The 22353-nt window shown below is 62.2% G+C and carries 24 protein-coding genes and 2 tRNA genes; 4 read left to right on the top strand and 22 right to left on the bottom strand.

The window, feature by feature from the left end; translation table 11 throughout:
• Nucleotides 1-253 precede the first annotated feature (253 nt).
• Nucleotides 254-1219, top strand: coding sequence for a LysR family transcriptional regulator (locus ACSSVG_RS19860; RefSeq protein ID WP_231338648.1), 966 nt, complete (start codon nt 254-256; stop codon nt 1217-1219).
• 50 nt (nt 1220-1269) lie between these two features.
• On the top strand, nt 1270-1776 hold the full coding sequence (locus ACSSVG_RS19855; protein WP_159702905.1) for a DUF2004 domain-containing protein: 507 nt from the start codon (nt 1270-1272) through the stop codon (nt 1774-1776).
• A gap of 32 nt (nt 1777-1808) precedes the next feature.
• Here ACSSVG_RS19855 and ACSSVG_RS19850 read toward each other — a convergent pair whose 3' ends face one another.
• From ACSSVG_RS19850 to ACSSVG_RS19825, 6 genes are read right to left on the bottom strand one after another with little or no spacing between them, the layout of a single operon-like run.
• A complete protein-coding gene (locus tag ACSSVG_RS19850) occupies nt 1809-2516 on the bottom strand; it encodes a tetratricopeptide repeat protein (protein ID WP_492415943.1) in 708 nt (235 codons plus the stop codon).
• The gene (locus tag ACSSVG_RS19845; protein WP_492415941.1) at nt 2513-3529 is read right to left on the bottom strand and encodes a vWA domain-containing protein; all 1017 of its coding nucleotides are present in this window, start codon (nt 3527-3529) and stop codon (nt 2513-2515) included. Before ACSSVG_RS19845 ends, ACSSVG_RS19850 begins: the two co-directional genes overlap by 4 nt.
• Complete coding sequence (locus tag ACSSVG_RS19840) at nt 3526-4500, bottom strand: vWA domain-containing protein (protein ID WP_492415939.1); 975 nt, start codon at nt 4498-4500, stop codon at nt 3526-3528. Before ACSSVG_RS19840 ends, ACSSVG_RS19845 begins: the two co-directional genes overlap by 4 nt.
• Nucleotides 4491-4952, bottom strand: coding sequence for a hypothetical protein (locus tag ACSSVG_RS19835; RefSeq protein ID WP_231338652.1), 462 nt, complete (start codon nt 4950-4952; stop codon nt 4491-4493). Before ACSSVG_RS19835 ends, ACSSVG_RS19840 begins: the two co-directional genes overlap by 10 nt.
• Nucleotides 4942-5871 (bottom strand): DUF58 domain-containing protein, encoded by a 930-nt coding sequence (locus ACSSVG_RS19830; RefSeq protein ID WP_492415937.1) that lies wholly within the window; start codon nt 5869-5871, stop codon nt 4942-4944. The genes ACSSVG_RS19835 and ACSSVG_RS19830 overlap by 11 nt, the downstream gene beginning before the upstream one ends.
• 12 nt (nt 5872-5883) lie before the next feature.
• Complete coding sequence (locus ACSSVG_RS19825; protein ID WP_492415935.1) at nt 5884-6891, bottom strand: AAA family ATPase; 1008 nt, start codon at nt 6889-6891, stop codon at nt 5884-5886.
• A 134-nt stretch (nt 6892-7025) separates the two neighbouring features.
• On the opposite strand from ACSSVG_RS19825, the gene ACSSVG_RS19820 reads away from it, so the two are divergent.
• Nucleotides 7026-7259: a hypothetical protein gene (locus ACSSVG_RS19820; RefSeq protein WP_231338655.1), complete on the top strand. Its 234-nt coding sequence runs from the start codon at nt 7026-7028 to the stop codon at nt 7257-7259.
• Between the two features lie 27 nt (nt 7260-7286).
• Here the strand turns inward: ACSSVG_RS19820 and ACSSVG_RS19815 are convergent, their stop codons facing one another.
• From ACSSVG_RS19815 to ACSSVG_RS19790, 6 genes are all read right to left on the bottom strand, one after another.
• Nucleotides 7287-8132, bottom strand: coding sequence for a carbohydrate ABC transporter permease (locus ACSSVG_RS19815; RefSeq protein WP_231338667.1), 846 nt, complete (start codon nt 8130-8132; stop codon nt 7287-7289).
• Nucleotides 8133-8161: 29 nt separating this feature from the next.
• Complete coding sequence (locus ACSSVG_RS19810; RefSeq protein ID WP_492415933.1) at nt 8162-9022, bottom strand: carbohydrate ABC transporter permease; 861 nt, start codon at nt 9020-9022, stop codon at nt 8162-8164.
• Nucleotides 9019-10419, bottom strand: coding sequence for an extracellular solute-binding protein (locus tag ACSSVG_RS19805; RefSeq protein WP_492415931.1), 1401 nt, complete (start codon nt 10417-10419; stop codon nt 9019-9021). The genes ACSSVG_RS19810 and ACSSVG_RS19805 overlap by 4 nt, the downstream gene beginning before the upstream one ends.
• Before the next feature lie 47 nt (nt 10420-10466).
• On the bottom strand, nt 10467-11666 hold the full coding sequence (locus ACSSVG_RS19800; RefSeq protein ID WP_231338657.1) for an ROK family protein: 1200 nt from the start codon (nt 11664-11666) through the stop codon (nt 10467-10469).
• Nucleotides 11667-11889: 223 nt separating this feature from the next.
• Nucleotides 11890-13041, bottom strand: a complete 1152-nt coding sequence (locus ACSSVG_RS19795) for a class I SAM-dependent methyltransferase (RefSeq protein WP_492415928.1) — start codon at nt 13039-13041, stop codon at nt 11890-11892.
• A 428-nt stretch (nt 13042-13469) separates the two neighbouring features.
• A tRNA-Ala gene (locus ACSSVG_RS19790) sits at nt 13470-13542 on the bottom strand.
• 339 nt (nt 13543-13881) lie between these two features.
• Here ACSSVG_RS19790 and ACSSVG_RS19785 point away from each other — a divergent pair.
• Nucleotides 13882-14472, top strand: coding sequence for a ScbR family autoregulator-binding transcription factor (locus ACSSVG_RS19785; protein WP_253468325.1), 591 nt, complete (start codon nt 13882-13884; stop codon nt 14470-14472).
• 71 nt (nt 14473-14543) lie between these two features.
• Here ACSSVG_RS19785 and ACSSVG_RS19780 read toward each other — a convergent pair.
• The 10 genes from ACSSVG_RS19780 to rplU all read right to left on the bottom strand — a co-directional run bounded on the left by ACSSVG_RS19780 (nt 14544) and on the right by rplU (nt 22352).
• Nucleotides 14544-14619, bottom strand: a tRNA-Ala gene (locus ACSSVG_RS19780).
• A gap of 116 nt (nt 14620-14735) precedes the next feature.
• A complete protein-coding gene (rsfS, locus tag ACSSVG_RS19775; protein ID WP_091553904.1) occupies nt 14736-15140 on the bottom strand; it encodes a ribosome silencing factor in 405 nt (134 codons plus the stop codon).
• A gap of 59 nt (nt 15141-15199) precedes the next feature.
• Nucleotides 15200-16435, bottom strand: a complete 1236-nt coding sequence (locus tag ACSSVG_RS19770) for a hypothetical protein (RefSeq protein WP_492415926.1) — start codon at nt 16433-16435, stop codon at nt 15200-15202.
• Nucleotides 16436-16442: 7 nt separating this feature from the next.
• On the bottom strand, nt 16443-17066 hold the full coding sequence (nadD, locus tag ACSSVG_RS19765) for a nicotinate-nucleotide adenylyltransferase (RefSeq protein WP_231338661.1): 624 nt from the start codon (nt 17064-17066) through the stop codon (nt 16443-16445).
• A 55-nt stretch (nt 17067-17121) separates the two neighbouring features.
• Nucleotides 17122-17361, bottom strand: a complete 240-nt coding sequence (locus ACSSVG_RS19760; protein ID WP_144651516.1) for a hypothetical protein — start codon at nt 17359-17361, stop codon at nt 17122-17124.
• A gap of 82 nt (nt 17362-17443) precedes the next feature.
• A complete protein-coding gene (locus tag ACSSVG_RS19755) occupies nt 17444-18808 on the bottom strand; it encodes a glutamate-5-semialdehyde dehydrogenase (protein ID WP_231338662.1) in 1365 nt (454 codons plus the stop codon).
• A complete protein-coding gene (gene proB / locus ACSSVG_RS19750) occupies nt 18805-19986 on the bottom strand; it encodes a glutamate 5-kinase (RefSeq protein ID WP_231338663.1) in 1182 nt (393 codons plus the stop codon). The genes ACSSVG_RS19755 and proB overlap by 4 nt, the downstream gene beginning before the upstream one ends.
• The gene (obgE, locus tag ACSSVG_RS19745; protein WP_159702855.1) at nt 19976-21562 is read right to left on the bottom strand and encodes a GTPase ObgE; all 1587 of its coding nucleotides are present in this window, start codon (nt 21560-21562) and stop codon (nt 19976-19978) included. Before obgE ends, proB begins: the two co-directional genes overlap by 11 nt.
• A 155-nt stretch (nt 21563-21717) precedes the next feature.
• The gene (rpmA, locus tag ACSSVG_RS19740; protein ID WP_003803426.1) at nt 21718-21981 is read right to left on the bottom strand and encodes a 50S ribosomal protein L27; all 264 of its coding nucleotides are present in this window, start codon (nt 21979-21981) and stop codon (nt 21718-21720) included.
• Between the two features lie 62 nt (nt 21982-22043).
• Nucleotides 22044-22352 (bottom strand): 50S ribosomal protein L21, encoded by a 309-nt coding sequence (gene rplU, locus ACSSVG_RS19735; protein ID WP_018777818.1) that lies wholly within the window; start codon nt 22350-22352, stop codon nt 22044-22046.
• Between the last annotated feature and the right edge of the window lies 1 nt (nt 22353).

The following is a 22353-nucleotide window of genomic DNA, read 5'->3' as shown; positions in this document are numbered from 1 at the left end:
ATCCGTAAATCGATACTACATGTAGTGCAAGCGCCGAACTGGAACCCCAAGATGATGTATTACAAGTATGTCATTCAATCCACTGCTCGTCCACAGGCGAGGGCCCTCAAAATGTCCGTGATTCCGCCAAATTGAGAGATGTCATCCACACCCTGTGGACTACTTAGCCACATTTAATCTCCAGCGTGTCGCCGGGATACGGCGTGTCGTGGCACTTTGAAAATGTGGCGTGGCGAACAGCTAAAATCTGCTGATGGTCAATCTCCTCCACCTCCGGACGCTGATGGAAGTAACCCGTTTGGGTTCCTTTGCTGCTGCCGCCGCCCAGCTTGGCTACACAGCCTCGGCAGTCTCCCAACAGATGGCCGCGCTGGAGCGTGATACCGGCGTCGAGCTCTTCCAGCGGTCGGCCCGCAGTGTCGTCCCTACCGAAGCTGCCGTGACCATGACCCGACATGCGTCCAAAGTGCTGACGGATGTAGAGGCCCTCATGGCGGCGGCGTCGAGGACGAACGACTCCCCCGCCCAGGAACTCCGGCTGGGCATCTTTCCGAGCCTGGCCACCTACGTTCTGCCGGACATCCTGCGAAATGAGCGTTGGAACGGGCTGGGCATCGAACTTCGTGTCTCCGTTGCTGAACCCGCCCAAACCATCCAGGGCTTGCGCAGCGGCGGCGAACTGGACGTGGCATTGGTCTACCAGGTGGGGCAATCCGGTTTGGCGTGGCCGCATTCGTTGGAGAGGCAGTGGATCGGCGACGACGACTTCCGCGTGGTGCTGCCGGCCTCATGGAAGATCCGCGAGGATGCCGAGATTGAAGCGGCCCATCTTTCGGACATGCCCTGGATCGTCCACCACCCCGGCACCAGCGATGCGTTGGTGATTGAGCGCCTCTTTGCCAGCTGCAACCTCCACCCCCGCGTGGTGGCCTACAGCGACGACTTTCACGCGAGCCTGGAGATGACCGCCGCCGGCCTGGGTGCCTCGCTGGTTCCGGAACTGGCGCTGCGGAACCGGCCACCCGGCGTCGTGGTCCTTGACGTACCGGACATCCGGCTGGCGCGAAACGTGTTCGCGCTGCTCATCAATGAAAAGCGAACAGCCCAAGTGCAGTTGTTCACGCAACTGCTTGCCGACACCCTCAGGGACACGTCGGGAAAGAGCGGTCTCCACCCCCTGAAACCCGCGCCTGTCAAGGGTCCGCAGCGACGCAGGTGAATTATCCCCAAGTGCTGGAACCCGCCGGTTGATGGGGTTAGATTGATCACATGGGCAAGGTAGCGAGCAAACATTTTGGGGAGATCGAGCTCAACCACGGGCGTGAGCATTGCTTCGTCGCCAGACATGAGCTGGCCGGCAACCAGCTGGAATTGGACCTCAACGTCACCGCGCACGATCACTTTGACGAGGCCGCCATGCGCAAGGTGGACTACCGGCTGCGCTTCCTGCCGGAGCTCGTGGACCAAGTCCGGGAAATGATCGCCGATGAGCTTGACCAGGACGGCACCAACCCCCAACAGTTCCTGCATTTCCACAGTTCACAGCTCAAGGAAGAGCAGCTTGAATCGGTCTTCGGTGTCCGCGACAAGGGCCAGCTCACCAACGACGTCTTCCTGAAGGCCCTCAAACTCGGCCACGTGGCCATCTACCCCGGCCAGCCCGAGCGGTACTTTGTGTTGGATTTCACCCTGGGATCGCATTTCACGGACGAGCTCCTGGTCGTCGCCGCAGACGAAGACGGCGTGGTGGACGACGAAATCCTGTGGGAGTCGTAAACAGGCTTTACGAACTTTGTTCGCCGAAAGTGTCACCATGGCCTGTCAACGCGTGGCCCATCGTCAGGGCTGCGCAGGTATTCTCCCCGTTCCTGCCCCTCGGAGCGCTCCCGCTGGGCCTGTTGGGCGCTTTCCTCCAGGTGCTTGAGTTGGTCCTCTTGCGGGGCGGCCGGAGTTTCCTGGCCGGGCTGCTCTTCATCACCACTTTGGGATGCGCCTTCGGAGATTTTCCCGCTGAGCCGTTCACCGGCAGCGTTCAGCGTGTCCCCTTCCCCGGCTGCGTTCGCCGGACCGGCTACATGGCATTGAGATGGCGCGGCCTCCGCCGTGCTAAGAGCCTCCCGGAACAGCAGGGCCGCAGCATCCCGGTCCCCTGTTGAGTCCCCCAGCTTCTCGATGCTCAGCACGAGGTTGACGCGGACTTTGCAGTCGTCGACGCCGGGCCCGGCTTGGAGCGCTGCTTCGAAGTACCTCCGGGCGTCGTCGAACTCCCCCGCCATCGCATGCGCATCTCCGGCGGCAAACAACGCTTTGTGGGGCTCCACAACGTTCGCGATCTGAAGCCACGTGGCAACTCCGGCCAGCTTGCCCTGCTCCTTGGCGGAAAATGTCTCAGCTGCTGCACCACCCAAGGCACCCACGCTCAGGAGTTTGGCCGCTACTGCGAGCGCCACAAGGGCCGGAGGTGCGGACCACAGCGCACGCCGGAGTCGCCGTCGTCGTGCGGTGTTGCTTGTCATGGGGAGGGCTCCTTTCGTGCTGGAGTGCGGAGATTGATGAGCGCGGCAAGGTGGCGAAGGGGCTCGTGCAATGCCAGCAGGAAGGCGACCATGGCGAGCAACCAGTACAGCTCAATACGTCCAGGGGTGTCGCCGTCGGTGATGGTGAGGGCACCGGGTTGGGCTTTGCCGAGCATGTCGGACGTTGCCCCGGTGCCGTTCCGAAGTGTGTACGGGACGTGGAGTTGGTCGGCGATAGTGCGAAGTTGCCCTTCGTCGATTCGTGAAACGGCGTCGCGCGCGCTATCTGAGCTGCGGTCCTTGAGGTAACCGGCGTCAGTGTCCGAGGTTTCCTTCATGCGCCCGCCCTGTATGGTGCCGTATCCGAGGACTGCTCCCCCGGCCACGTTGGCGGCATCCATGGCCGAGGGCCGTTCGGCGCTGGTGTTTTCGCCATCGCCGGCGTAGAAGACCAGCGCGGGGCGTCCAGGGTGCTGCTCCGTGGCTGCCGCGAGCTTTTCCTTCAGGAGTTGGCTGGCGCCGGTCACGCTGCTGCCCGTGGCATAGCGCGCGTTTTGGGGCTGGAGCGTGGTCATGGCTGCCTGCAACGCTGTGGCGTCACGGGTGAGGGGCATCCGGAGGTTGGCTTTGTTGTCGAAAGTGATCAGGGCGAACTTGGCGCCGGCAAGCTCTTTGGCTATCGCCATGACGTCCTGTGTGGCACCGGCCAGCCGCGTCTGGGTGCCGTTGTAGTCTTCCGCAGCCATGCTGGTGCTGGTGTCCACTACAAAAAACACGTCCATGTCCGACGCCGCAGTTTGCGCTTGGCCACCGGCCCAGCCAGGTCGCATGGCGGCCAGAAGCAGAAGGACGACGGCGGCACATCGGAACGCTGCCGGCCTCATGGACCGTTGTGGTTGGCTTCGTCCCCTTCGCAAGGGACCCCACGGCGTGAAGGCCAATACGGTGAGGGCCAGCACTGCGACGATGGCCAACACCAGCAGGGGCCACGGAATAATGGGGGCGAAGGTCATAGCTCCATCCGCCATCCGAGCACCAGCATTCCTGTACCGGCCATCAATGCGATCCCGAGGGGCCAGGCGGGAGCGTCCGTTATCACCGCTTGGGGTGCTGCATGGTAACCAGTGGCCTCTGATTCCTGGACGTTACCGACGATGCCAGGAACGGCCTCGGCGCTGTCCACGGTGAAGTAAGCGCCCCCGGTCCGCTCTGCGGCGGCCCTGAGACGGGCACCCGGCTCATCGGGGCGGTCTCCGTAGTCCATGTCGCCGGGGTTCAAGGCATAGACCTTGATGTTTTTGGCGGCCGCCAGTGTTCCGGCTTCATCCAGGGTGAAGATCGGCTCGCCGGAAAGGAAGTTGTCAGTGGCCAAGACCACGGACCGCGAGCGCTTGGGGTCCCTGTCGTCAGGGAAGCTCTGCACGCAGGACGCCAGGCCGTCGCCGATCAGTGAGGAGCCTTCACCGTTCCACGTGCCGTCGAAAAAGGATCCCGCGCCGCTGTCCAGGGCTTCCTTGGCTTCGGCGAGTTGTTCCACGACGTAGTGGTAGTCGTCCGTGAGGGGAAAGAGCTGCACGCTGCTGCTGTCGAAGATGACCATGCCGATGCGTTCGCCGTCGAATTCCTTGGCGAGTTCCTGGAACACGGTGGCTATGGCGGCGTCGGTGCTGGTCATGGAGCCGGAGACGTCGAGGCAAAGCACGATGTCCCTGTTCCGGATTTCCGGTTCCTCCGTGGTGCGCAGGATGGGCCTGGCAGCGGCTGTCGCGGTGGCGGCGAGGAACACTGCCCCGAGCACGACGGCGAGCGCCAGTCTTCTGCGGTGCCGGCGCAGCGCCCCGTGATATTCAGGCAGGTCGGTGAGCCGGTCACCGTGCGCTACGGGTCGGGTTTGTTGCGGACGACGACGGCGGCGGTACAGCCAGGCGCTGAGCACCACCGCTGCTGCGGCGAAAGGAAGGACCCACCAGTAACTTAGTTCCATTCGAGCACCACCTGGCGCGCCGTCTCTGCCGAGTGCTGCACGGAGTGGACGGGCACGGGGGCGAATTCGTTGGGATAGAGTCCGGCGATTCCTTTGGTGAGTCCCTCGAGTCCTTGGTGCCGGAGCTCCTCAAGTGTCATGGACGTCACCGGTAGCCCTGTCGCTGCCCCGGCGAATTCCCGCACCAGGAAGCTGAGTCTTTGGTGGGCATCGCGCACGGGGAGGCGTCCGGCGTCGGCCTCCTCTGCTGTGGCGTTGATGGCAGTGAGGCAAGCGGAGCGCAGCGCGTCAAGGTCCGGTGTGGGCGCTCCTTGGGCGGCAGGTTCCTTGCTGCGTGTGGGGCGGAAGATCCAGGCATACCAGCCGGCAATGGCCAGCAGGATCACCAGCCCCAGCCATAGCCAGTAGGGCTGGTAGGCAAGCGGCGCGTAGAAGCCGGCGTCATCCTGCACGTGTGCCGCCTTTGGTGGCGCTCCGGGCGGTCAGCGCGCCGGAACGGTGCTTCTCCAGAAGGGCGAAGACTGCGGACAGGACGTCCAGGCTCCCGACGGTGTGCTCCTCGGCTATGCCCCCGCGCCGAAAAATGCCGCTGCGGTGTTCGCCTCGTTCGACCATGGCAGCCGCATACGCCGCCCGGACCTTGCTGTCGGAGCTCAGCGGCGCTGGAATTCCCTGCCCCGTTGCCACGTCGGTACTGTCCGGGTAAGGGCCGCCTGCCCCTGGAGCGAGCTCCGCATCCTTGATGGTGAGCCACAGTACTTCATGCCGGGCCCGAAGCCTGCGCATCAGGTCCTCCGTGCGGGCGTCCGGCATGAATTCGTCGGCAACAGCAACGATGAGAAGCCGCCCTTTGATGTACTTCAGGACGTAGTCGAGTTGCTCTGCGAGGGAGCTGGGTGGCCCATCCGAGGCTACGCTCGAATCCACCACCCGCAGCAACCGTTCCAGGTGCTCTTCGCCGCCACGGGGTGGGACGTACTGTGATGCGTCCGCGTTCCCGTGCAGAAGGCCAACGTCGTCACCGTGACGGCACGCCAAATATCCCAGAACCCCGGCTGCGTGCACGGCAATGTCCTTCTTCGGCTCACCTGACAGGGTCTCGGCGGCCATGTTCCGTCCGGTATCCACCAGCAGCAGGACAGAGTGGCGGCGTACTGCCACATAGCGCTTGACCAAGGGCGATCCGTGCCGTGCTGTAGCCTTCCAGTCGATGTCCCTGACCTCATCGCCTGGGACATACGCACGGAGTTCGTCAAAGTCCAGGCTGCGGCCTGCGAAGACCGAACCGTATTCGCCGTCGAGCAGGGCGAGGGTCCTCCGGTGGGCGAAGATGAACATCTTCGACTTAACCCGGCGAAGCAAGCTTGGCACGCGGTGTCCCCGCTACGGTGTCTGGACAGATGCCACGACGGCATCGATGACGGATTCCACCGGAATGCCTTCAACCACAGCATCGAAACCCAGGATGATGCGGTGGCGAAGAATACGGTGCGCGAGGCTTTTGACGTCCTCGGGAATGACATGGTCCCGACCCTGGATCAAAGCCAGCGCCCTTGCTGCCTGGCTGAAGGCGATGCTGGCCCGCGGGCTGGCACCGAACTCCACGAGGTTGGCAAGCTTGGGCTCCAAGTACTGCGAAGCATTGCGGGTGACATAGGCCAGACCCACGATGTATCTGACGATGGCCGGATCGATATAGACCCGCCGCACGAGTTCCTGCACCTGCACCACTGCGTTGAGCGAAGCAGCGGCGGGTGGCTTCTGATCGGCGCTGAACACACCGGCGTCGATCCTGCGGATGACCTCCGCTTCTTCAGCCGGACTGGGGTAATCCAACACGTCCTTGAGCATGAAACGGTCCATTTGCGCTTCGGGAAGGCGATACGTTCCCTCCTGCTCGATGGGATTCTGCGTGGCCAGCACGAGGAACGGTTGCGGCAAGGGGAAGGTCTCTCCACCAATGGAGGTCTGCCGTTCCTGCATGGCCTCGAGCATGGCGCTCTGTGTTTTGGCGCTTGACCTGTTGATCTCGTCCAGCAACACGATATTGGCGTGGACCGGACCCAACTGGGTGACAAACGTACCCTTGGCGGCGTCGAAAATCTGTGTGCCTGCAATGTCGCTGGGCAGCAGGTCCGGGGTGCACTGGATCCGGCGGAACTCCGCACTGACCGACTCCGCGATTGCCTGGGCGGCTGTGGTCTTGGCAAGGCCGGGAACACTTTCCAGCAGCACGTGGCCGCCTGTCAACAACCCGATCACCAAGGTCTCACGCAACCTGGCCTGGCCCACCACTTTGTTCTCGAAGCTGCGAATGATGCTGCCGACGAGTTGCTGGGCACGGGCCATATCCGGTGCATCGATTCCGGCCGTGGCTGTTCTCTGTTGCACTCGTGGTCCCCTCGCTGGCGTCTTGGTCTCCCGGCAGGCAGCCGGCACGGGTGCCTGGCACAAAGTGCTTCCGCCTGCAGAGGCCACTCTATCCAAGCCCTCCCTGCTCAAGCCCGCAATGGGGACCCCTCCCCATGCAGCCGTCCGAGGTCTATCCTTTTGCCATGCATCAGCTACCAGCCGCCTACCAGAACTACCTCGCCGCCCAGGACCAGCACGTCATCGACGCTGTACGGCCCATTCTCCTGCAATCAGCCGCCGACCAACGCCACGGGGTCAGGATCACCTTCAACAGGGGACCAACCGGTCATCAAGCCCACCTCGACGAGTCCATCCCTTACGGCGAGATCATCGAAGACATCGACTAAGGTTCCACGGCCCCCTCACGGCTCCAGCTATCCCTTCATGGCCCCGGACAGGGCAAACGAGTTCCCCATGCCGCGGGAGACCAGGGCGTAGAGCACCAGCACCGGCACGGAGTACAGGATGGAGAATGCAGCCAGCTGGCCGTAGGCAATGGCGCCATGCTGGCCGAAGAAACTAAAAATTGACACCGCAGCCGGTTGCTTGTCCGGTGACAGCAACAGGATGAAGGGAACAAAGAAGTTTCCCCATGCCTGGATGAAGACAAAGATGAACACCACACCGAGCCCCCGTCGCATCAAAGGCAGGACGATTCTCCGCAGCGCCGCCATTGCCGACGCCCCATCCATCCAAGCCGCCTCCTCCAGCTCCAGGGGCACCGAGTCCATGAAGTTCTTGGTCATCCATATCGCCATGGGCAAAGTAGTGGTTGCCATGAAGAAGATGGTGGCCGCCATGGAATCCAGCATCTGCAGTTGGACGAACAATCCGTAGACGGGCACCATGATTGCCGTCACCGGCAACGACGTACCGAACAGGACCGTGTACATGAATGGTTTGTTGAACCGGGACTGGTACCTGGACAGGGGGTAAGCGGCGAGCACCGCAGCAATCAGGTTCACCGCGGCCGTGCCGGCGGACAATAAGAAACTGTTGGCCAACGGCTGGAACAACAGCTCCGGTGTCAGCACGGCGCTGAAGTTCGCCAGCGACGGCGCCGACGGCACCTTGGTCTGGTAGCCGGCCTGGGGATCGACGGCGGCCAGCAGCAACCACAGCAAAGGCGCCAGGAAGCAGATTCCGATCACCGCAAGGGCGATATCCGCACCCAGCTTGGCCCTGAAGCGCGAGCGGCCACCCGCCGTCGCGCCTTCCATCCTGTCCTGCGCTCGCAGGCTGCTGGTGGTCATGGGCGCTGCTCCCGCAGGAGCCGTACATAGACAGCGCCGAAAACCATGCCCAACAGGATCAGCACGGAGGCCACCGCCGTACCGTATCCGATGTCGCCGAACTTGAATGCCTCCTGGTACGCCAACACAGGCAGCGTAGTGCTGGCGCCCGCCGGTCCGCCTGCCGTCATCACCCAGATCAGGGTGAATACGGCCAGCGTCTGGAGCGTGATCAGCATCAGGTTCGTAGCGATGCTGCTGCGGATCAACGGCAGGGTAATGAACGCGAGCCTCTGCCAGCCCCGGGCTCCGTCCATGAGTGCGGCTTCCGCGATGTCCCGGGGGACTTCCGCCAGTGCAGCCCTGTACACCAACATGGAGAAAGCGGTCCCCCGCCAGGTATTGGCAAGGATGATGGCCACGAGGGGGAACGAATACAGCCAGTCCAGGCCCTGGCCTCCGAGGAGGCCCACCACCTGGTTCAGTGTGCCATCCCGGTTGAAGTAGGCGTAGGCGGCGAACGCTGCCACGATTTCCGGAAGTACCCAAGCGGCAACCACGGCCGTGCCCACCAAGGCCGAGACCGCGTTCCGGGACCGCGTCATCAGAAGCGCGATCAGCAAGCCGAGGACGTTCTGGCCAATCACCGCCGAGGCCACCACGAACACCACCGTCAGCCAGGCAGCCAGCGGGAAGGAGTCGTCGCTGAACATCCGCACATAGTTGTCCGCACCCACCCATTGCGGATCCCTGGCAGCCTTGCCGGATAGGGCTGCGTCGGTGAAGGACGCGTAAAAGGACCAGGCCACCGGGGCCAGCAGGAAAAGGAGGAGCAGCAGAATGGAGGGGACTACCGGCAGGAAGCGGCGGATGGTCATTTCTCCAGGACCCTGTCCTCCCCCACAATCTTCCGGACGGTGGCGTCGTATTCCGCAGCAGCATCTTCAGGACTTTGCTTGCCGGTGATCACTGATTCAGTGGCCACCTGGACAGCAGTGGAAATCCTCGGGTAGTCAGCGGTGGCGGGCCTGTAATGCGTCACTGCCACCAAGTCCGAAACATCCTTCACGAACGGGTTGGCTGCCAGGTATTCAGCTTCGGAGGCTACATCCGTACGGACGGCGATCTGCGAGTTATTAATGTCATAAGACAACGCGTTCTTCTTGTTCAGTGCTGTGCTGAGGAACTGGAAGGCAAGGTCCGGATTCTTGCTTTTGGCCCCCACTGCCAGCGTCCAGCCGCCTGACATGCTGACGCCACCGGGATCCTGGCCATTCCGGGTCGGGAACATCGCGACCCCCATGTCCTGCTCATAGCCGGCCCATTCGTACGCGCCGCCTTTCTGCCAGAACGACGGCGTGTAGGAACCTTCCACTGTGGCCGCCAGCTTGCCTTGGGGGAACCACTCGCCAAAGACTTTCTTCCATACGTTCGCGTCCAGCGCCTCGGCAGGACTGACAGAGAGCTTCTCGTCGTAAAGGGTCTTAAGGAAGGCCAGCGAATCCGTGAAACCTTGGGAGCCGACCACCCATTTCTTGGCTGACTCGTCATACAAAGTGCTGTCTGTCCCATAGAGGAGCTCGTAGAACCCCTGCATGACGGTGCCTTCGCCGGTACCCTTGCCCGCGTACATGTTGAATGCGATCACGTTGGGATCCGATGCTTTCACGGCACGGGCCGTTGTCAGGATGTCCTCCCAGGTCCTGGGCTGCCACGGAACGGGAATGCCAGCCTTCTGAAGGACAGCCTTGTTGTACCAGATGGCCCGAGTATCGGTACCCAACGGCACCGCATAGATACTGCCGTCATCTGCCCGGCCGGCGGCCTTGGCTGCGTCATTGAAGTTGGACCAGTCATCCCAGTTCGCAAGGTAACTGTCCAGTTTCAGGAGGTAGCCGGCGTCGACATCCGAGCGCACCTTGAACGTGTCCTCGTAGAAAACATCCGGCGCTGTGTCCGCTGAACGCTGCGCCAACGCGAGTTTGGTCCCGTAGTCATCATCATTGGCCTGAATGGGCTGAAGCTCCACGGTTACCCCGGAGTTGGCGGCTTCGACTTCTTTCTTGGCCTCCTGCATCACGGCATCAAGGGCCGTGGACGCATCCGTTTTCTGATAGACGATCTTGAGCGTCTTATTCTCCGCGGCCTCAGGAGTGGGCGAACAGGAAGTCGCTGCCACCAGGACGGCAGCGACGGAAACCATGGCAGCAAACTTCGCTGCGGCCGGCTTCACTGCGGCACACGTCAAACCGGCTAGCTTCATTGGGCGGCCCATGGTGCTCCAATCCTTCAAAGGTGCTGCTTGCTTAGCGCTCCAGTTAATTAGCCCTCCAGCAGGAGCCGCTGTGCCCGCGGAGCCAGCATGTGCTCCAGGACGAGGCATGCCGCACCGATGGCGCCGACGTCTTCGCCTACTCCGGTCCCTACTACTTCGAGGTCGTGGATCATACGGGCGGCGTTGTTCCTGTCCAGGAGTTCCGGAACACGTTCCAGGAAGTACGGTGACATCCGCGCCCAGAACGGACCGCCGAAGACAACCCGCTCCACATCCAAAGTGTTGGTCACCACGGAGACTGCGCGAGCGACGAGCGTTGCCGACCTATCCAGGATGGCAATAGCCTTCCGGTCGCCGGCATCAGCTTTGTCGCACAACTCCGCAAAACGTTCCTGGACTTCGGGACCGTCTGCCCCTCCCCGGTGACCGTCAAGGACACCGGCGGCTTCGGCCTCTGCCACCACTACCTGTGGGATGCAGGAGGACTTAACGCATCCGTGCAGTCCGCAATCACACAGTGGACCGCCGGGGTCAACCACGATGTGGCCGATTTCGCCCGCGTTCCCGGACGTTCCCCGCACCACTTCGTCATTGAGCACAATGCCGCAGCCGATGCCTGTACCCATATACATGAAGACAAAGCTGCCGGCACCGCTGGCGCCGCCTGCCCATGTCTCGGCCACCGCTGCGCTGGTTACATCCTTGTCCACAAGGGTTTCCAGCCCGGTGGCCTCGCTCAATGCCTCGCGGATACGCACCCGGTTCCACCGCGTCAGCAGTGGCGGTTCCACCACGGAGCCCTCGTCAAGGTCAATCGGGCCGGGAACAGCAACGCCGAGCCCGGCGATCTTGGACGCATCCACGCCCGACTCTTCGATGAGGACCTTGATTTGCGCAGCGATGCTGGTGATCACTCCGGCCGGGTCTCCCCCTGGAGTTGCCATCCGAGAATGCCGGACGACGTCGCCTAGAAGGTCAAGGACCACGAAAGTAATGACAGCAGGGTCCAGATGGACGCCTACCGCATACATACCTGCGGGATTGAGGCGCAGGATGGTTCTCGGTTTGCCTGGGCCGGAGCCTTCTTTACCGGCCTCGACGATCAGCTGCTGGTCCAGGAGCCGGCGGGAAATATTGGAAATCGTCTGTGGGGAAAGTCCAACGATCTGTGCCAGTTCGACGCGGCTCAGCCCGAGCGACGAGCGACGGATCGCCTCCAGAATGACGGTCAGATTGAAGTCCCCCATACGGGGTAGATTCGTTCCGCGCCTAGGTGTCGGCTGCCGGATCTCAGTCACTGATGCCCCTCGTCATTCGGAAAAACTTCGTCGAATTTAGTCTGTGTCTGCATCGTACGATACCCACGCCCCTACGGGTACGAGCACACGCTGGCGTCGGAGTCAGGGGTTGGTAACGATGACACTGAATTCTATGCGACGGCCATTCAGACCGTGCGTTGATGACGCCAGATCAGGATTTGATGCTGCGTGTCACCGTGAACTTCGGGTTGCGGCCTTCTTCCGACGTTGACCCGATGAGCCGTTCAAGCACAGCCCGATACTGCAGGTGACTGTTGTACACAGTCCAGAGCTCCCCTCCCGGAGCAAGGACCCGCGCGGCGGCTTTAAACATCTTCAGTGCCGCGCCGGCGTGGACAGTGGCGCCCAAGTGGAAGGGCGGGTTCAGGAGGATGAGGTCTGCGCTGCCTGGTTCCAGTGTTGACATGGCGTCGTCGTGAACCACCGCAACCCGCCCTCCCAAGCCATTTGCCTCCGCAGTACCACGGGCAGAGGCTACAGCAGCTATGGACTGGTCTGTCGCAATCACTGTTGCCCCATCATGGCGTCGCGCATACATCGTGGCCAGAATCCCAGTACCACATCCAAGGTCGACTACGCGGTGGGCGGCGGGCATGCGGTCCAGGAATGTCAGCAGGAAACGCGTACCGATATCGAGGCGCGTACCGGAGAAGACAGCGCCATGGGCACTTACCGCAATCCCCAGTTCCGGCACGGGTTCGACCACCGGGAACGGCGGCGTGCCGTGAACGGTTTTGGGGTCCCTGGCTATGAGAACCCTGGACTTCTGCCGGGCAAGCTGGGGTTGGACCGAGGAGAAATACTTGTCCAGGACCGTGTTCATGCCCATCGTCATGTGCTTGACGCGGCCGCCCGCCAGCATCACCGCATCCGGCGCCGCGAACCGGGCAAGGGCGTCGGCAATTTCCTCCAGTTCAGCCAGCGACTTTGGCAACTGAACAAGTACCAGGGCCGCGCTGCCCAACAACTCCTGGCCGATTTCATGCTGGGTGAAGCGGCCCTCAAGACCAGCTGCCTTGGCGTTGCGCGCCAATGCGAGGCGACCAGTGAAGAGGTCCTGGTGGACGCGCACCTGCCCGACGCCAAGCCAGGACAACGCGCCCAGCGTCAAGGCGCCGTACCGGTCTCCGACGACAACCACCGAAGCGCCCGGGTCAACAAAACCCGCGGCTGTTTCCAGCAGAAGGCGATCAGTAGCGTCGTATGCCTGCAGGTTGTCTGCTTCGACGTCGGGAAGCCTGGACAATGAGCTGAACAGGGCCTCAAGCTCCAATGCCGTCACGGTTAATGGTCTCGCTTTCATTGCGTATTTGTCTCGACTTTGGTGGCGCCTTGGAGGAACCCTGGGGGTGCACCATACAAACACCTGTTTGTCTCGTTGGAGACTGCAACTATCCCGGCAGCGCAGGCACACGTCACGGCGAATCCTCGGAGCCAGGCACCGGGACTACCTATCATTCGGCTCCCCTCCCCTGCGAGAAGCCATGAGTGTCAATGTTGTCACGAACCTCGAAGTAAAGTCCCACAACTCTCCCGATGAAACACGCCGACCGGGCAAATCCGTGCTGGACCTCGTCACCGGGTCACAACGCCAGGGTGGTAGCCGATCAACCGTTCCAAGGCGTTGAGTTCGTCAGCGGCGCCGAATTTGCGCGACCTCCGGGTTGGCAGACTCCGGGTGAGGGGCAAACAAAAGGACCCCGCTCGAATGAGCGGGGTCCTTTTCCGAAGTGGAGCTGAGGGGACTCGAACCCCTGACCCCCTGCATGCCATGCAGGTGCGCTACCAGCTGCGCCACAGCCCCGGATTTGCTGACTTAGCGGGGAAGTATTTCCCTTCCCGGCGAAGCAACTCGTCAATAGTAACCACAATCCACCGAGAAGCGAAATCGCCCGAAGGTGAAGTGCATCACGCACTCGGCAGCCGAGGTGCGTTGGACGAATCCACCGCACCTCCCCCCAAACCGGCTGCCGGGGAGTCAGCGCTCGAATACTGCTGCTCCAGTTGAAGTCTAGAATCCGTGGGCCAATAAACCAAACCGTTCAGCCGGTTTATTCATGTCCGCTGGATGATAGCGTTGTGGGGTCTCAGCGGCGGCCCGAGCGCCGCGCGTCCGGCACCACCCGAGAGGTTCCATCCACCCATGCAGCAACGTGCGAAAGAAACCCGGCTTGCCGTCATTGAAGGTGCTGCGCGGGTCTTCGCGGAGATTGGGTATGGGAACGCCAGTTTGGCCGACATTACCAAGCGCGCCGCCGTGACGAAGGGCGCCCTGTACTTCCACTTCACGTCCAAGCGCGAACTCGCCTTGGCCGTGATCGAAGAACAGCACGCAATAGTATTGGCGGCCGGGTCACAGATAGCCGCATCGGACATTCCCGCCCTGGAGAAAATCGTCCGGCTTTGCAGAATGTTCGGCCAGCAACTGCTGGACGAACCGATCGTCCAAGGCGGGATCCGCCTCACCTTTGAAGCATCCGCATTTCAAGCTGACGTATCCGGTCCATACCAAGACTGGATCAATACTGCGGAGCAACTGCTGATCCAAGCCCAAACGGATGGCGCCGTGAGGCCTGACCTCGATCCGGCAGCGTTCGCCCGCTTTCTGATTGCATCCTTCACCGGCGTCCAGATGGTTTCCGAGGTCTTGAGTTCACGTGAAGACGTCATGCTACGGATCGAACAAATGTGGGCATTCATGCTGCCGGCCCTGATATCCCGCCCGGTCAGCTAAGACCGCATCGGTTGCCACACCCCGGATACGGGAAAAGGTCCTGCTTTCCGTGAGGAAAGCAGGACCTTCTTTGGTGGAGCTGAGGGGACTCGAACCCCTGACCCCCTGCATGCCATGCAGGTGCGCTACCAGCTGCGCCACAGCCCCATATTTTCGCTGCTTCGCGTTCAGCATTTCCAGCTATCCGCGCCGAAGCAACTCAAATATCTTAGAACAGCATTTCCGAAAATTCCAAATCGGGCATATTCGGTCGCCGTCCGTTGCTAGTGCTCGGAATCCTCTGCTGAAACAGCCTTGGCAGAAGCGTCATCCCCCAACTCGAGGTCCACCACCGGGCAGTCCTTCCACAGGCGCTCCAGGGCGTAGAACACCCGATCCTCGGCGTGCTGGACGTGGATCACGATGTCGGCGTAGTCCAGCAGGACCCAGCGGCCTTCAGAGCGTCCCTCACGGCGAACGGGACGGAGGTCCTGCTTCAGCAGTTCTTCCTCGATGCCATCGACGATTGCGTTGACCTGGCGCTCGGTGGGAGCCGAAGCAATCAGGAAGATGTCAGTAAGGGCCAAACGCTCGCTGACATCCAGGGCAACGATATCCTCGGCGAGTTTGTCCGCCGCTGCACGCGCGGCGTGACGGGCGAGGGTGATGGATTGTTCATGTGCAGACACGGGGACTCCTTGTTGTGGCCTGTGGCCGATGTGTGGCGTGAGCCGTAAATTGAGCGGAACTAGCCGCTGGTGATCATGATGATGCCGACAATGAGCGCAACCAAGCCCAATGCCAGAACGCCGAACTGCAGCAGCCTGTTGCGTTGCGCTCTGGCCAGTCCTGCCGTGTTGACGTCCAAAGGGTCCAGCCCATAGGCCGCACTGGCAGAGACCGGCGGCCTCTGCTCTTCCTCGCCTGGTTCAGCCAGTGCAACGGGCTTCTTCCTGGCGGACCTGGCAACCGCTTCCGCCCGGGCAAGAACCCCGGCCCGCCCTCGTGAGCCCGGCTTCTTTCCCTGAGGCTGCCCGCCGTCAAGCTTGGGGCCGGCGGAGGTGATCAACGGAACGAAGGTGGTACTGGGTCGCTTCATTACCGGCCGTTCAACACCCGGAACCTTGACGAACTCCAAAGGAGTCACCATCGCCAGGTTGTTGGCTGTGGAAGGACCTGCGGTGGCGGCTGGAGATTTACCGTTATCGGCCGGCTTGGCCTCCGTGGACGCCTTGCCCTGCTCAGCTTGGTTTTGCTCGGCAAGTTTTTGCTTGGCGGCTGCACGCTTGTTCAACACTGCCGCGCGTTCTGCCAGGGCGATCTGTTCCGCCAGCACCGCCGGATCAACGGCCAACGGATCCTGCTCGGCAATATGTTCCAGCTTGGCGGTCTGGTTTTGAACCTGGGCCGCTATCAACTCCCGGACCGCCAGCGCCTGCTCCACCGACATTTCGGACTCCGCAGGGCCGCCGGGAACTTTGTCCGTTGCGGCGATCTTGTCCTTGGAAGAGTCCTTGGCGGCCTCGGACTTGGAAGAGTCCTTGGCGGCCTCGGACTTGGAGGCATCCTTGGCGGCCTCGGACTGTGAAGCGTCCGGGGTGGCACCGGCCGCTGGAACGATCGGGTTCATGGACGTGGCAACTTCAGCCTGGAGTTGCTGCAGACGAAGTTGTCGACGAGTGGGGGGCCCACCTCCGGAGAGTTGCTCTTCCTTGTCTGCAAGCTCCTTGATGGTCCGCAGCGCAGCACGATCGCGGGCCCTGACCTGCGAGGATCTCTCCTGCGCGGCGGTTCCTACGGCGTCTACCGGTCCATCCGCGACCCGACGGTTACGGCCTGTGGGACGGTCCGTTTCACCGGCAGTTTCGGCATTTGCGGGCGCGTCCGGTTCCACCTTGGCGTCCGGCTGCGCGTCGGGGTGCTCTTCCCGGGCACGGCGAAGCTCGCGCCTGCTGCGGATGGGTCGCTGTTCCTGGCTGCTCATTCAAAACTCATTCAGTACGTGCTTGGTCGTCTGATCCGGACAGTGCGGGCGTCAGCTCTCCTGCCACAGGATGCGCCGCGTACAGTCCATATTTCGCGATGTATTGCACCACTCCATCAGGCACCAGGTACCAGACGGGGTTCCCTGCACCTACGCGGGTCCGGCAATCCGTGGAGGAAATCGCCATGGCAGGGACCTCCAGCAAACTGACGTCATCGGTCCGTCCAAGATCATTGAGTTCATGTCCAGGGCGGGTCACGCCGACGAAATGCGCCAAGGACCATAGCTCGTCCACGTCCTTCCAGGACAGGATCTGCGCCAAGGCGTCCGCGCCGGTGATGAAGAAGAGGTCTGCGTCGGGCCGCTGCGCCCGGAGATCGCGGAGCGTGTCGATGGTAAAGGTGGGCCCTGGCCGGTCAACGTCCACCCGGCTGACGGTGAACCTTGGATTCGAAGCCGTGGCAATCACCGTCATCAGGTACCGATGCTCCGGCTCGCTGACCAGCTTGTGCGACTTCTGCCAAGGTTGGCCCGTGGGCACGAATACCACTTCGTCGAGGCCGAACTTGGCTGCGACTTCGCTTGCAGCCACAAGGTGGCCATGATGGATTGGATCAAAGGTTCCACCCATCACGCCCAGCCGAAGCCTGCGCCCCGACTCCCCACGCGGTGTTGCGGCGATAATGTTAGTGGCCCTGCCCGTGGGTGTGCTTGTTGGGGTGCTGGCGGTGCGGATCGGAGTGCTCTTCAACGGCCTCGTGGCGGTTACCCAGGTTGGTGTAGGAGAGGGTGACGAACATGAGGACAAGCAGGAAAGCGAACATCACGATGCCGAAGACCCACGGCTCAGCCCACAGCGGCGCGAGTTCCTCGTGTCCGCCTTCCGTTTGGGCGGCAATGGACGTGGCGATCTGCTGAAACAGCATCTTCTCCCCTAGTTGGTTCTGAAATGTTTTGCACGGCAGGACTCCCCACCGTTCCGGACTTCTGTTCTATGTTACAGCGTTGCTAGCTGCGGACTTGGCCTTCACCCTGGACGATCCACTTGGTGGTGGTCAGCTCCGTCAGCCCCATGGGACCTCGTGCGTGCAGCTTCTGCGTCGAAATACCCACTTCGGCGCCGAGGCCCAGTTCACCGCCGTCGGTAAACCGTGTGGACGCGTTGACGATCACCGCGGCGGAATCAATCTCGGCAATGAACTTCTCGGCGTTGGCCAGGTTGTTCGTAAGGATCGCCTCCGTGTGCCCGGTGGTCCACGTCCGGATGTGCTTAACGGCATCATCCAGGGTGTCCACCATGGCCACCGCAAGGTCAAGGTCCATGTATTCGGTGGCCCAGTCCTCATCATCTGCCGGAACGGTGTCCACGTCATTGCCCAAGGCGGCAGCGATCCTTTCATCCACGTGGAGGGTGACCCCGGCCGCCCGCAACGCGGCGGCAACGGCCGGCAGCACTGTGGAGCCGGAATGAACCAAAAGCGTCTCGACTGTGTTGCAGACGCTCGGACGCTGGGTCTTGGCGTTGAGGAGAATCTCAACTGCCATCTCTTCGCCCGCGGACTCGTCAATGAAGATATGGACGTTTCCTTCGCCAGTCTCGATGACAGGGACAGACGAGCTGGTCACCACAGTCTGGATGAGGTCGCGTCCGCCACGGGGAATGAGGACATCCACGCGTCCCCGGGCGCGCATCAGGACGTTTGCGCCTTCGCGGCCGTACTGATCCACTGTCTGAACAGCGTCGGCAGGCAGGCCGACGGAATCGAGCGCTTCGCGAAGGATCTGCACCAATGCCTCGTTGGTGTTGGCCGCGGCAGACCCACCGCGGAGGATCACGGCATTGCCACTCTTCAGGGCCAGGCCGGCGATGTCCACCGTGACGTTCGGGCGGGCTTCATAGATTGCCGCCACTACACCCATGGGCACATTGACCTGGCGCAGGCGAAGACCATTGGGGAGGGTTTGCCCCCGGACGACGTTTCCCACGGGGTCAGGCAGGCCTGCCAGGTTCTCCAACGCTGCAACAAGGCCGTCGATGCGGGCGGGAGTCAGTGTGAGGCGGTCAAGAAGCGCCGCAGAGGTGCCATTGGCGCGTCCTACGGCCACGTCCTTGGAGTTGGCCTCAAGTATGTGCTTCCGGTTCTCGACCAAGGCTGTTCCGATGGCGCGCAGTGCACGGTCCTTCCATGCACGGTTTGCCTGTCCCATGCGGCGGGCAGCTTTGCGGGAACGGTCGGCAATGGCATGAACCGCAGCTTCGACATCCTCAGCGGACAGTGGAACGCCGCCTGCCGCAGGGTTCTCCGGCGCCTGGCCGGGGGCACCGGACACGTCGGAGATCACAGGGGCGTCAGGAGTCAGCGCTTCAGTCATGCTCCAAGTTTAGATGAGCGGGACGACCGCAGGAGTACCAGATCGTCAACATGAACAACTTCGCGGTCATAGCCCCTGCCCAGTGCCTGGCCGAGCTCCTGGGTAGTGCGGCCCAGCATGCGCGGGAGTTCGTCCGAAGAGTAGTTCACCAACCCACGCGCCACAACGGTTCCGTCGTGGGCAATCATCTCAACGGGATCGCCGGCTTCGAAGTCACCGCTGACATCCGAAATACCTGCAGGAAGGAGTGACCTGTGCCGGTCGCGCACGGCTTTCACCGCGCCGTCGTCGAGCATCAACCGTCCGTGAACCGTTGCCAGGTGAGCCAGCCACAACAGGCGGACAGGCTTGCGGTTGCCGTTCACGGCGAACCAGGTGCCCACGTCCTCCCCCGCCAGGGCAGCGGCAGCGTTGGCAGTTGACGTGACCAAGGCGTGAATACCCGAGCCGGCGGCGATGGATGCCGCTTCCACCTTGGTCATCATGCCACCGGTTCCGACGCCGGCCTTGCCGGCCTTGCCGATGGTCACGTCCTCAAGGTCCTGCGGACCGCGGACCAACGGTATGCGCTTGGCACCCTGGGACGGCGGGCCGTCATAGAGGGCGTCGACGTCGGAGAGCAGCACGAGCGCATCGGCGCGGACCAAGTGTGCCACCAAGGCAGCGAGCCGGTCGTTGTCGCCGAAGCGGATCTCGTGCGTTGCCACGGTGTCGTTCTCATTGACCACCGGCACCACACCGAGATTGAGCAGCCGGTCCAAGGCACGGAAGGCGTTGGTGTGCTGCGTGCGCCGCATGAGGTCATCGGCAGTCAGCAGGACCTGGCTGACCGTGACGCCGTGGGCACTGAACGCCTGGGTATAACGCGCCATGAGGAGTCCCTGGCCAACGCTTGCTGCGGCCTGCTGGGTTGCAAGGTCCTTGGGCCGTTTTGCCAGGCCCAGCGGAGCCAAGCCTGCAGCGATGGCACCGGAGGACACCAGAATGATTTCGGTGCCGGCATTCCGCTTGTCGGCGAGGGCATCCACCAGTCCGGCAAGGGACTTCTCGGAGATGCCACCTTTGATGCTGGTCAGCGAGGAAGACCCCACCTTGACCACAATCCGCTTTGCGGTGGCGAGGGCCTGGCGTTCCAGGCCCTCAGCCGTTGTCGGAGCGTTGATGGTCCTAGTCGTCATCACCGGAGTCCAGGGTGCTTTCCCTCACGGTCTGCGCACGGCGGCCGCTGACGGATTCAGTCCAGATGCCCGCCTTGCGTTCGGCTTCGAGCTCGGCGCGCGCGGCTGCCTTGGCTTCGCGGCGCTCGATCTGTTCGTCACGCTTTTGCGAACGCGTCGGACGGTCACCGATGTCCGCAACACGGATGTCGGTGCCTCGCGGTGTCGCCAGAAGTTCAGCACCGGCCATCATGGTGGGCTCCCAGTCGAAGACCACGCCGTCGTCTTCGCCGATGACAACGGTATCTCCGGGCTTGGCGCCAACCTTGAAGAGCTCGGTTTCGACACCCAGCTTGGCCAGGCGGTCGGCGAGGTAGCCAATGGCTTCCTCGTTGGTGAAGTCCGTCTGCTTGACCCATCGGACAGGCTTTTCGCCCAGAACGCGGAACAGCGGCTCAAGGTTCTTTTCCTCGCGGCGGATCTTGAAACCGGACTCGTTGACTGCCCTCGGACGCAGGACGGGCGCGGCAACCTTCGGAGGAGCAATCGCTACTGCGTCGCGCGCTGCCTTGACGATCTCCGCCATGGCAAAGCCCAGCTGACGCAGGCCCTCATGGCTGGTGGCTGACACTTCGAAGACCCGGTATCCGCGTGCTTCCAGGTCCGGACGAACGAATTCGGCCATGTCCTTGCCATCGGGGAGATCCACCTTGTTAAGGACAACAAGCTTGGGACGTTCGTTCAGCGGAACAACCTCACCGTCAACACCGGCGTAGCTCATGTCAACCGCGTATTTCTCCAGTTCGGCCTCAATGATGGCGAGGTCGGACAGGGGGTCGCGGTCAGATTCGAGCGTTCCGCAGTCCAGGACGTGCACCAGCGCGGCGCAGCGCTCAACGTGGCGGAGGAAGTTGTGGCCAAGGCCCTTGCCTTCACTGGCGCCCTCGATCAGGCCCGGGACGTCGGCAATAGTGAAGCGGACTTCGCCGGCCTGAACCACACCAAGGTTGGGGATGAGGGTGGTGAAAGGGTAATCGGCGATCTTCGGCCGGGCGGCAGACATGGCAGCGATGAGGCTGGATTTACCGGCAGAGGGGAAACCAACCAACGCAATATCTGCGATGGACTTAAGTTCCAGGACAATGTCGCTGGATTCACCTTCGATGCCCAGCAGGGCAAAGCCCGGGGCGCGGCGCTTTTGCGATGAAAGGGAAGCATTGCCCAAGCCGCCCTGGCCACCGGCGGCTGCGATGAATTCGGTACCCTCGCCAACGAGGTCGGCCAGGACTTCGCCGTCCTTGGTCTTCACTACTGTGCCGTCAGGGACCGGAAGAATCAGTGTCTCGCCGTTCTTGCCACCACGCCAGTCGCCCATGCCCGGGCCACCGTTGGTGGCGTGGCGGTGGGGAGCGTGGTGGTAGTCCAGCAGCGTTGTGGTCTGGGCAGATACCCGCAGGATGACATCGCCACCGTTACCGCCGTTACCCCCATCGGGGCCGCCAAGCGGCTTGAACTTTTCCCGCTTTACGGAGACACAGCCGTGGCCGCCGGTTCCGCCGGATACGTGCAGGACTACCCGGTCTACAAAGCTCGCCACGTGGATCTCCTCAGTTGCTGTCTTACAGCGTTTGTTGCTGTTGCCAGCGCTGTTGCAAAACCAGCGCGCCTGTGGGCGCCCCAGTCGATTGTAATGCGGTTAAAAGAACGGTGGAGCGGGCCGATTGGCCCGCTCCACCGGTTCAGAACTTGTTGTTACTCTGCAGCTGCAGCAGCAACGATGTTCACTACGCGACGTCCGCGGCGAGTACCAAACTCAACCGCACCGGCCTGCAGGGCGAACAGGGTGTCGTCGCCACCGCGACCGACGCCTGCACCCGGGTGGAAGTGGGTTCCACGCTGGCGAACGATGATTTCGCCTGCGGAAACTACCTGACCACCGAAGCGCTTTACGCCCAGGTACTGAGCGTTGGAGTCACGACCGTTGCGAGTGGAACTCGCGCCTTTTTTGTGTGCCATGTGAAATGCCTGCCTCTAAATTTCTGGGGAAACTGAAAAACCTGAACAGCGGGTAACGAAAGTTACGCGATGCTGGTGATCTTGATCTTGGTCAGTTCCTGACGGTGACCCTGACGCTTCCGGTAGCCGGTCTTGTTCTTGAACTTCTGGATGACGATCTTCGGACCACGGAGGTCCTCGAGGATCTCAGCCGTGACCTTGACGTTGGCCAGTTCCGCAGCTGCGGAGGTGACCTTGTCGCCGTCAACCAGGAGCAAGGCGGGCAGCTCAAGCGTGCTGCCGGCTCCACCGGGGACGCGGTTAAGCGTTACGTAGTCTCCAACGGAAACTTTTTCTTGGCGGCCGCCTGCGCGGACAATCGCGTACACCACT

This window comes from Paenarthrobacter sp. E2MeOHC11 (genome assembly GCF_058744955.1).
The sequence above is the reverse complement of the archived record's forward strand: the minus strand, read 5'-3'. Positions and strand labels throughout refer to the sequence as shown.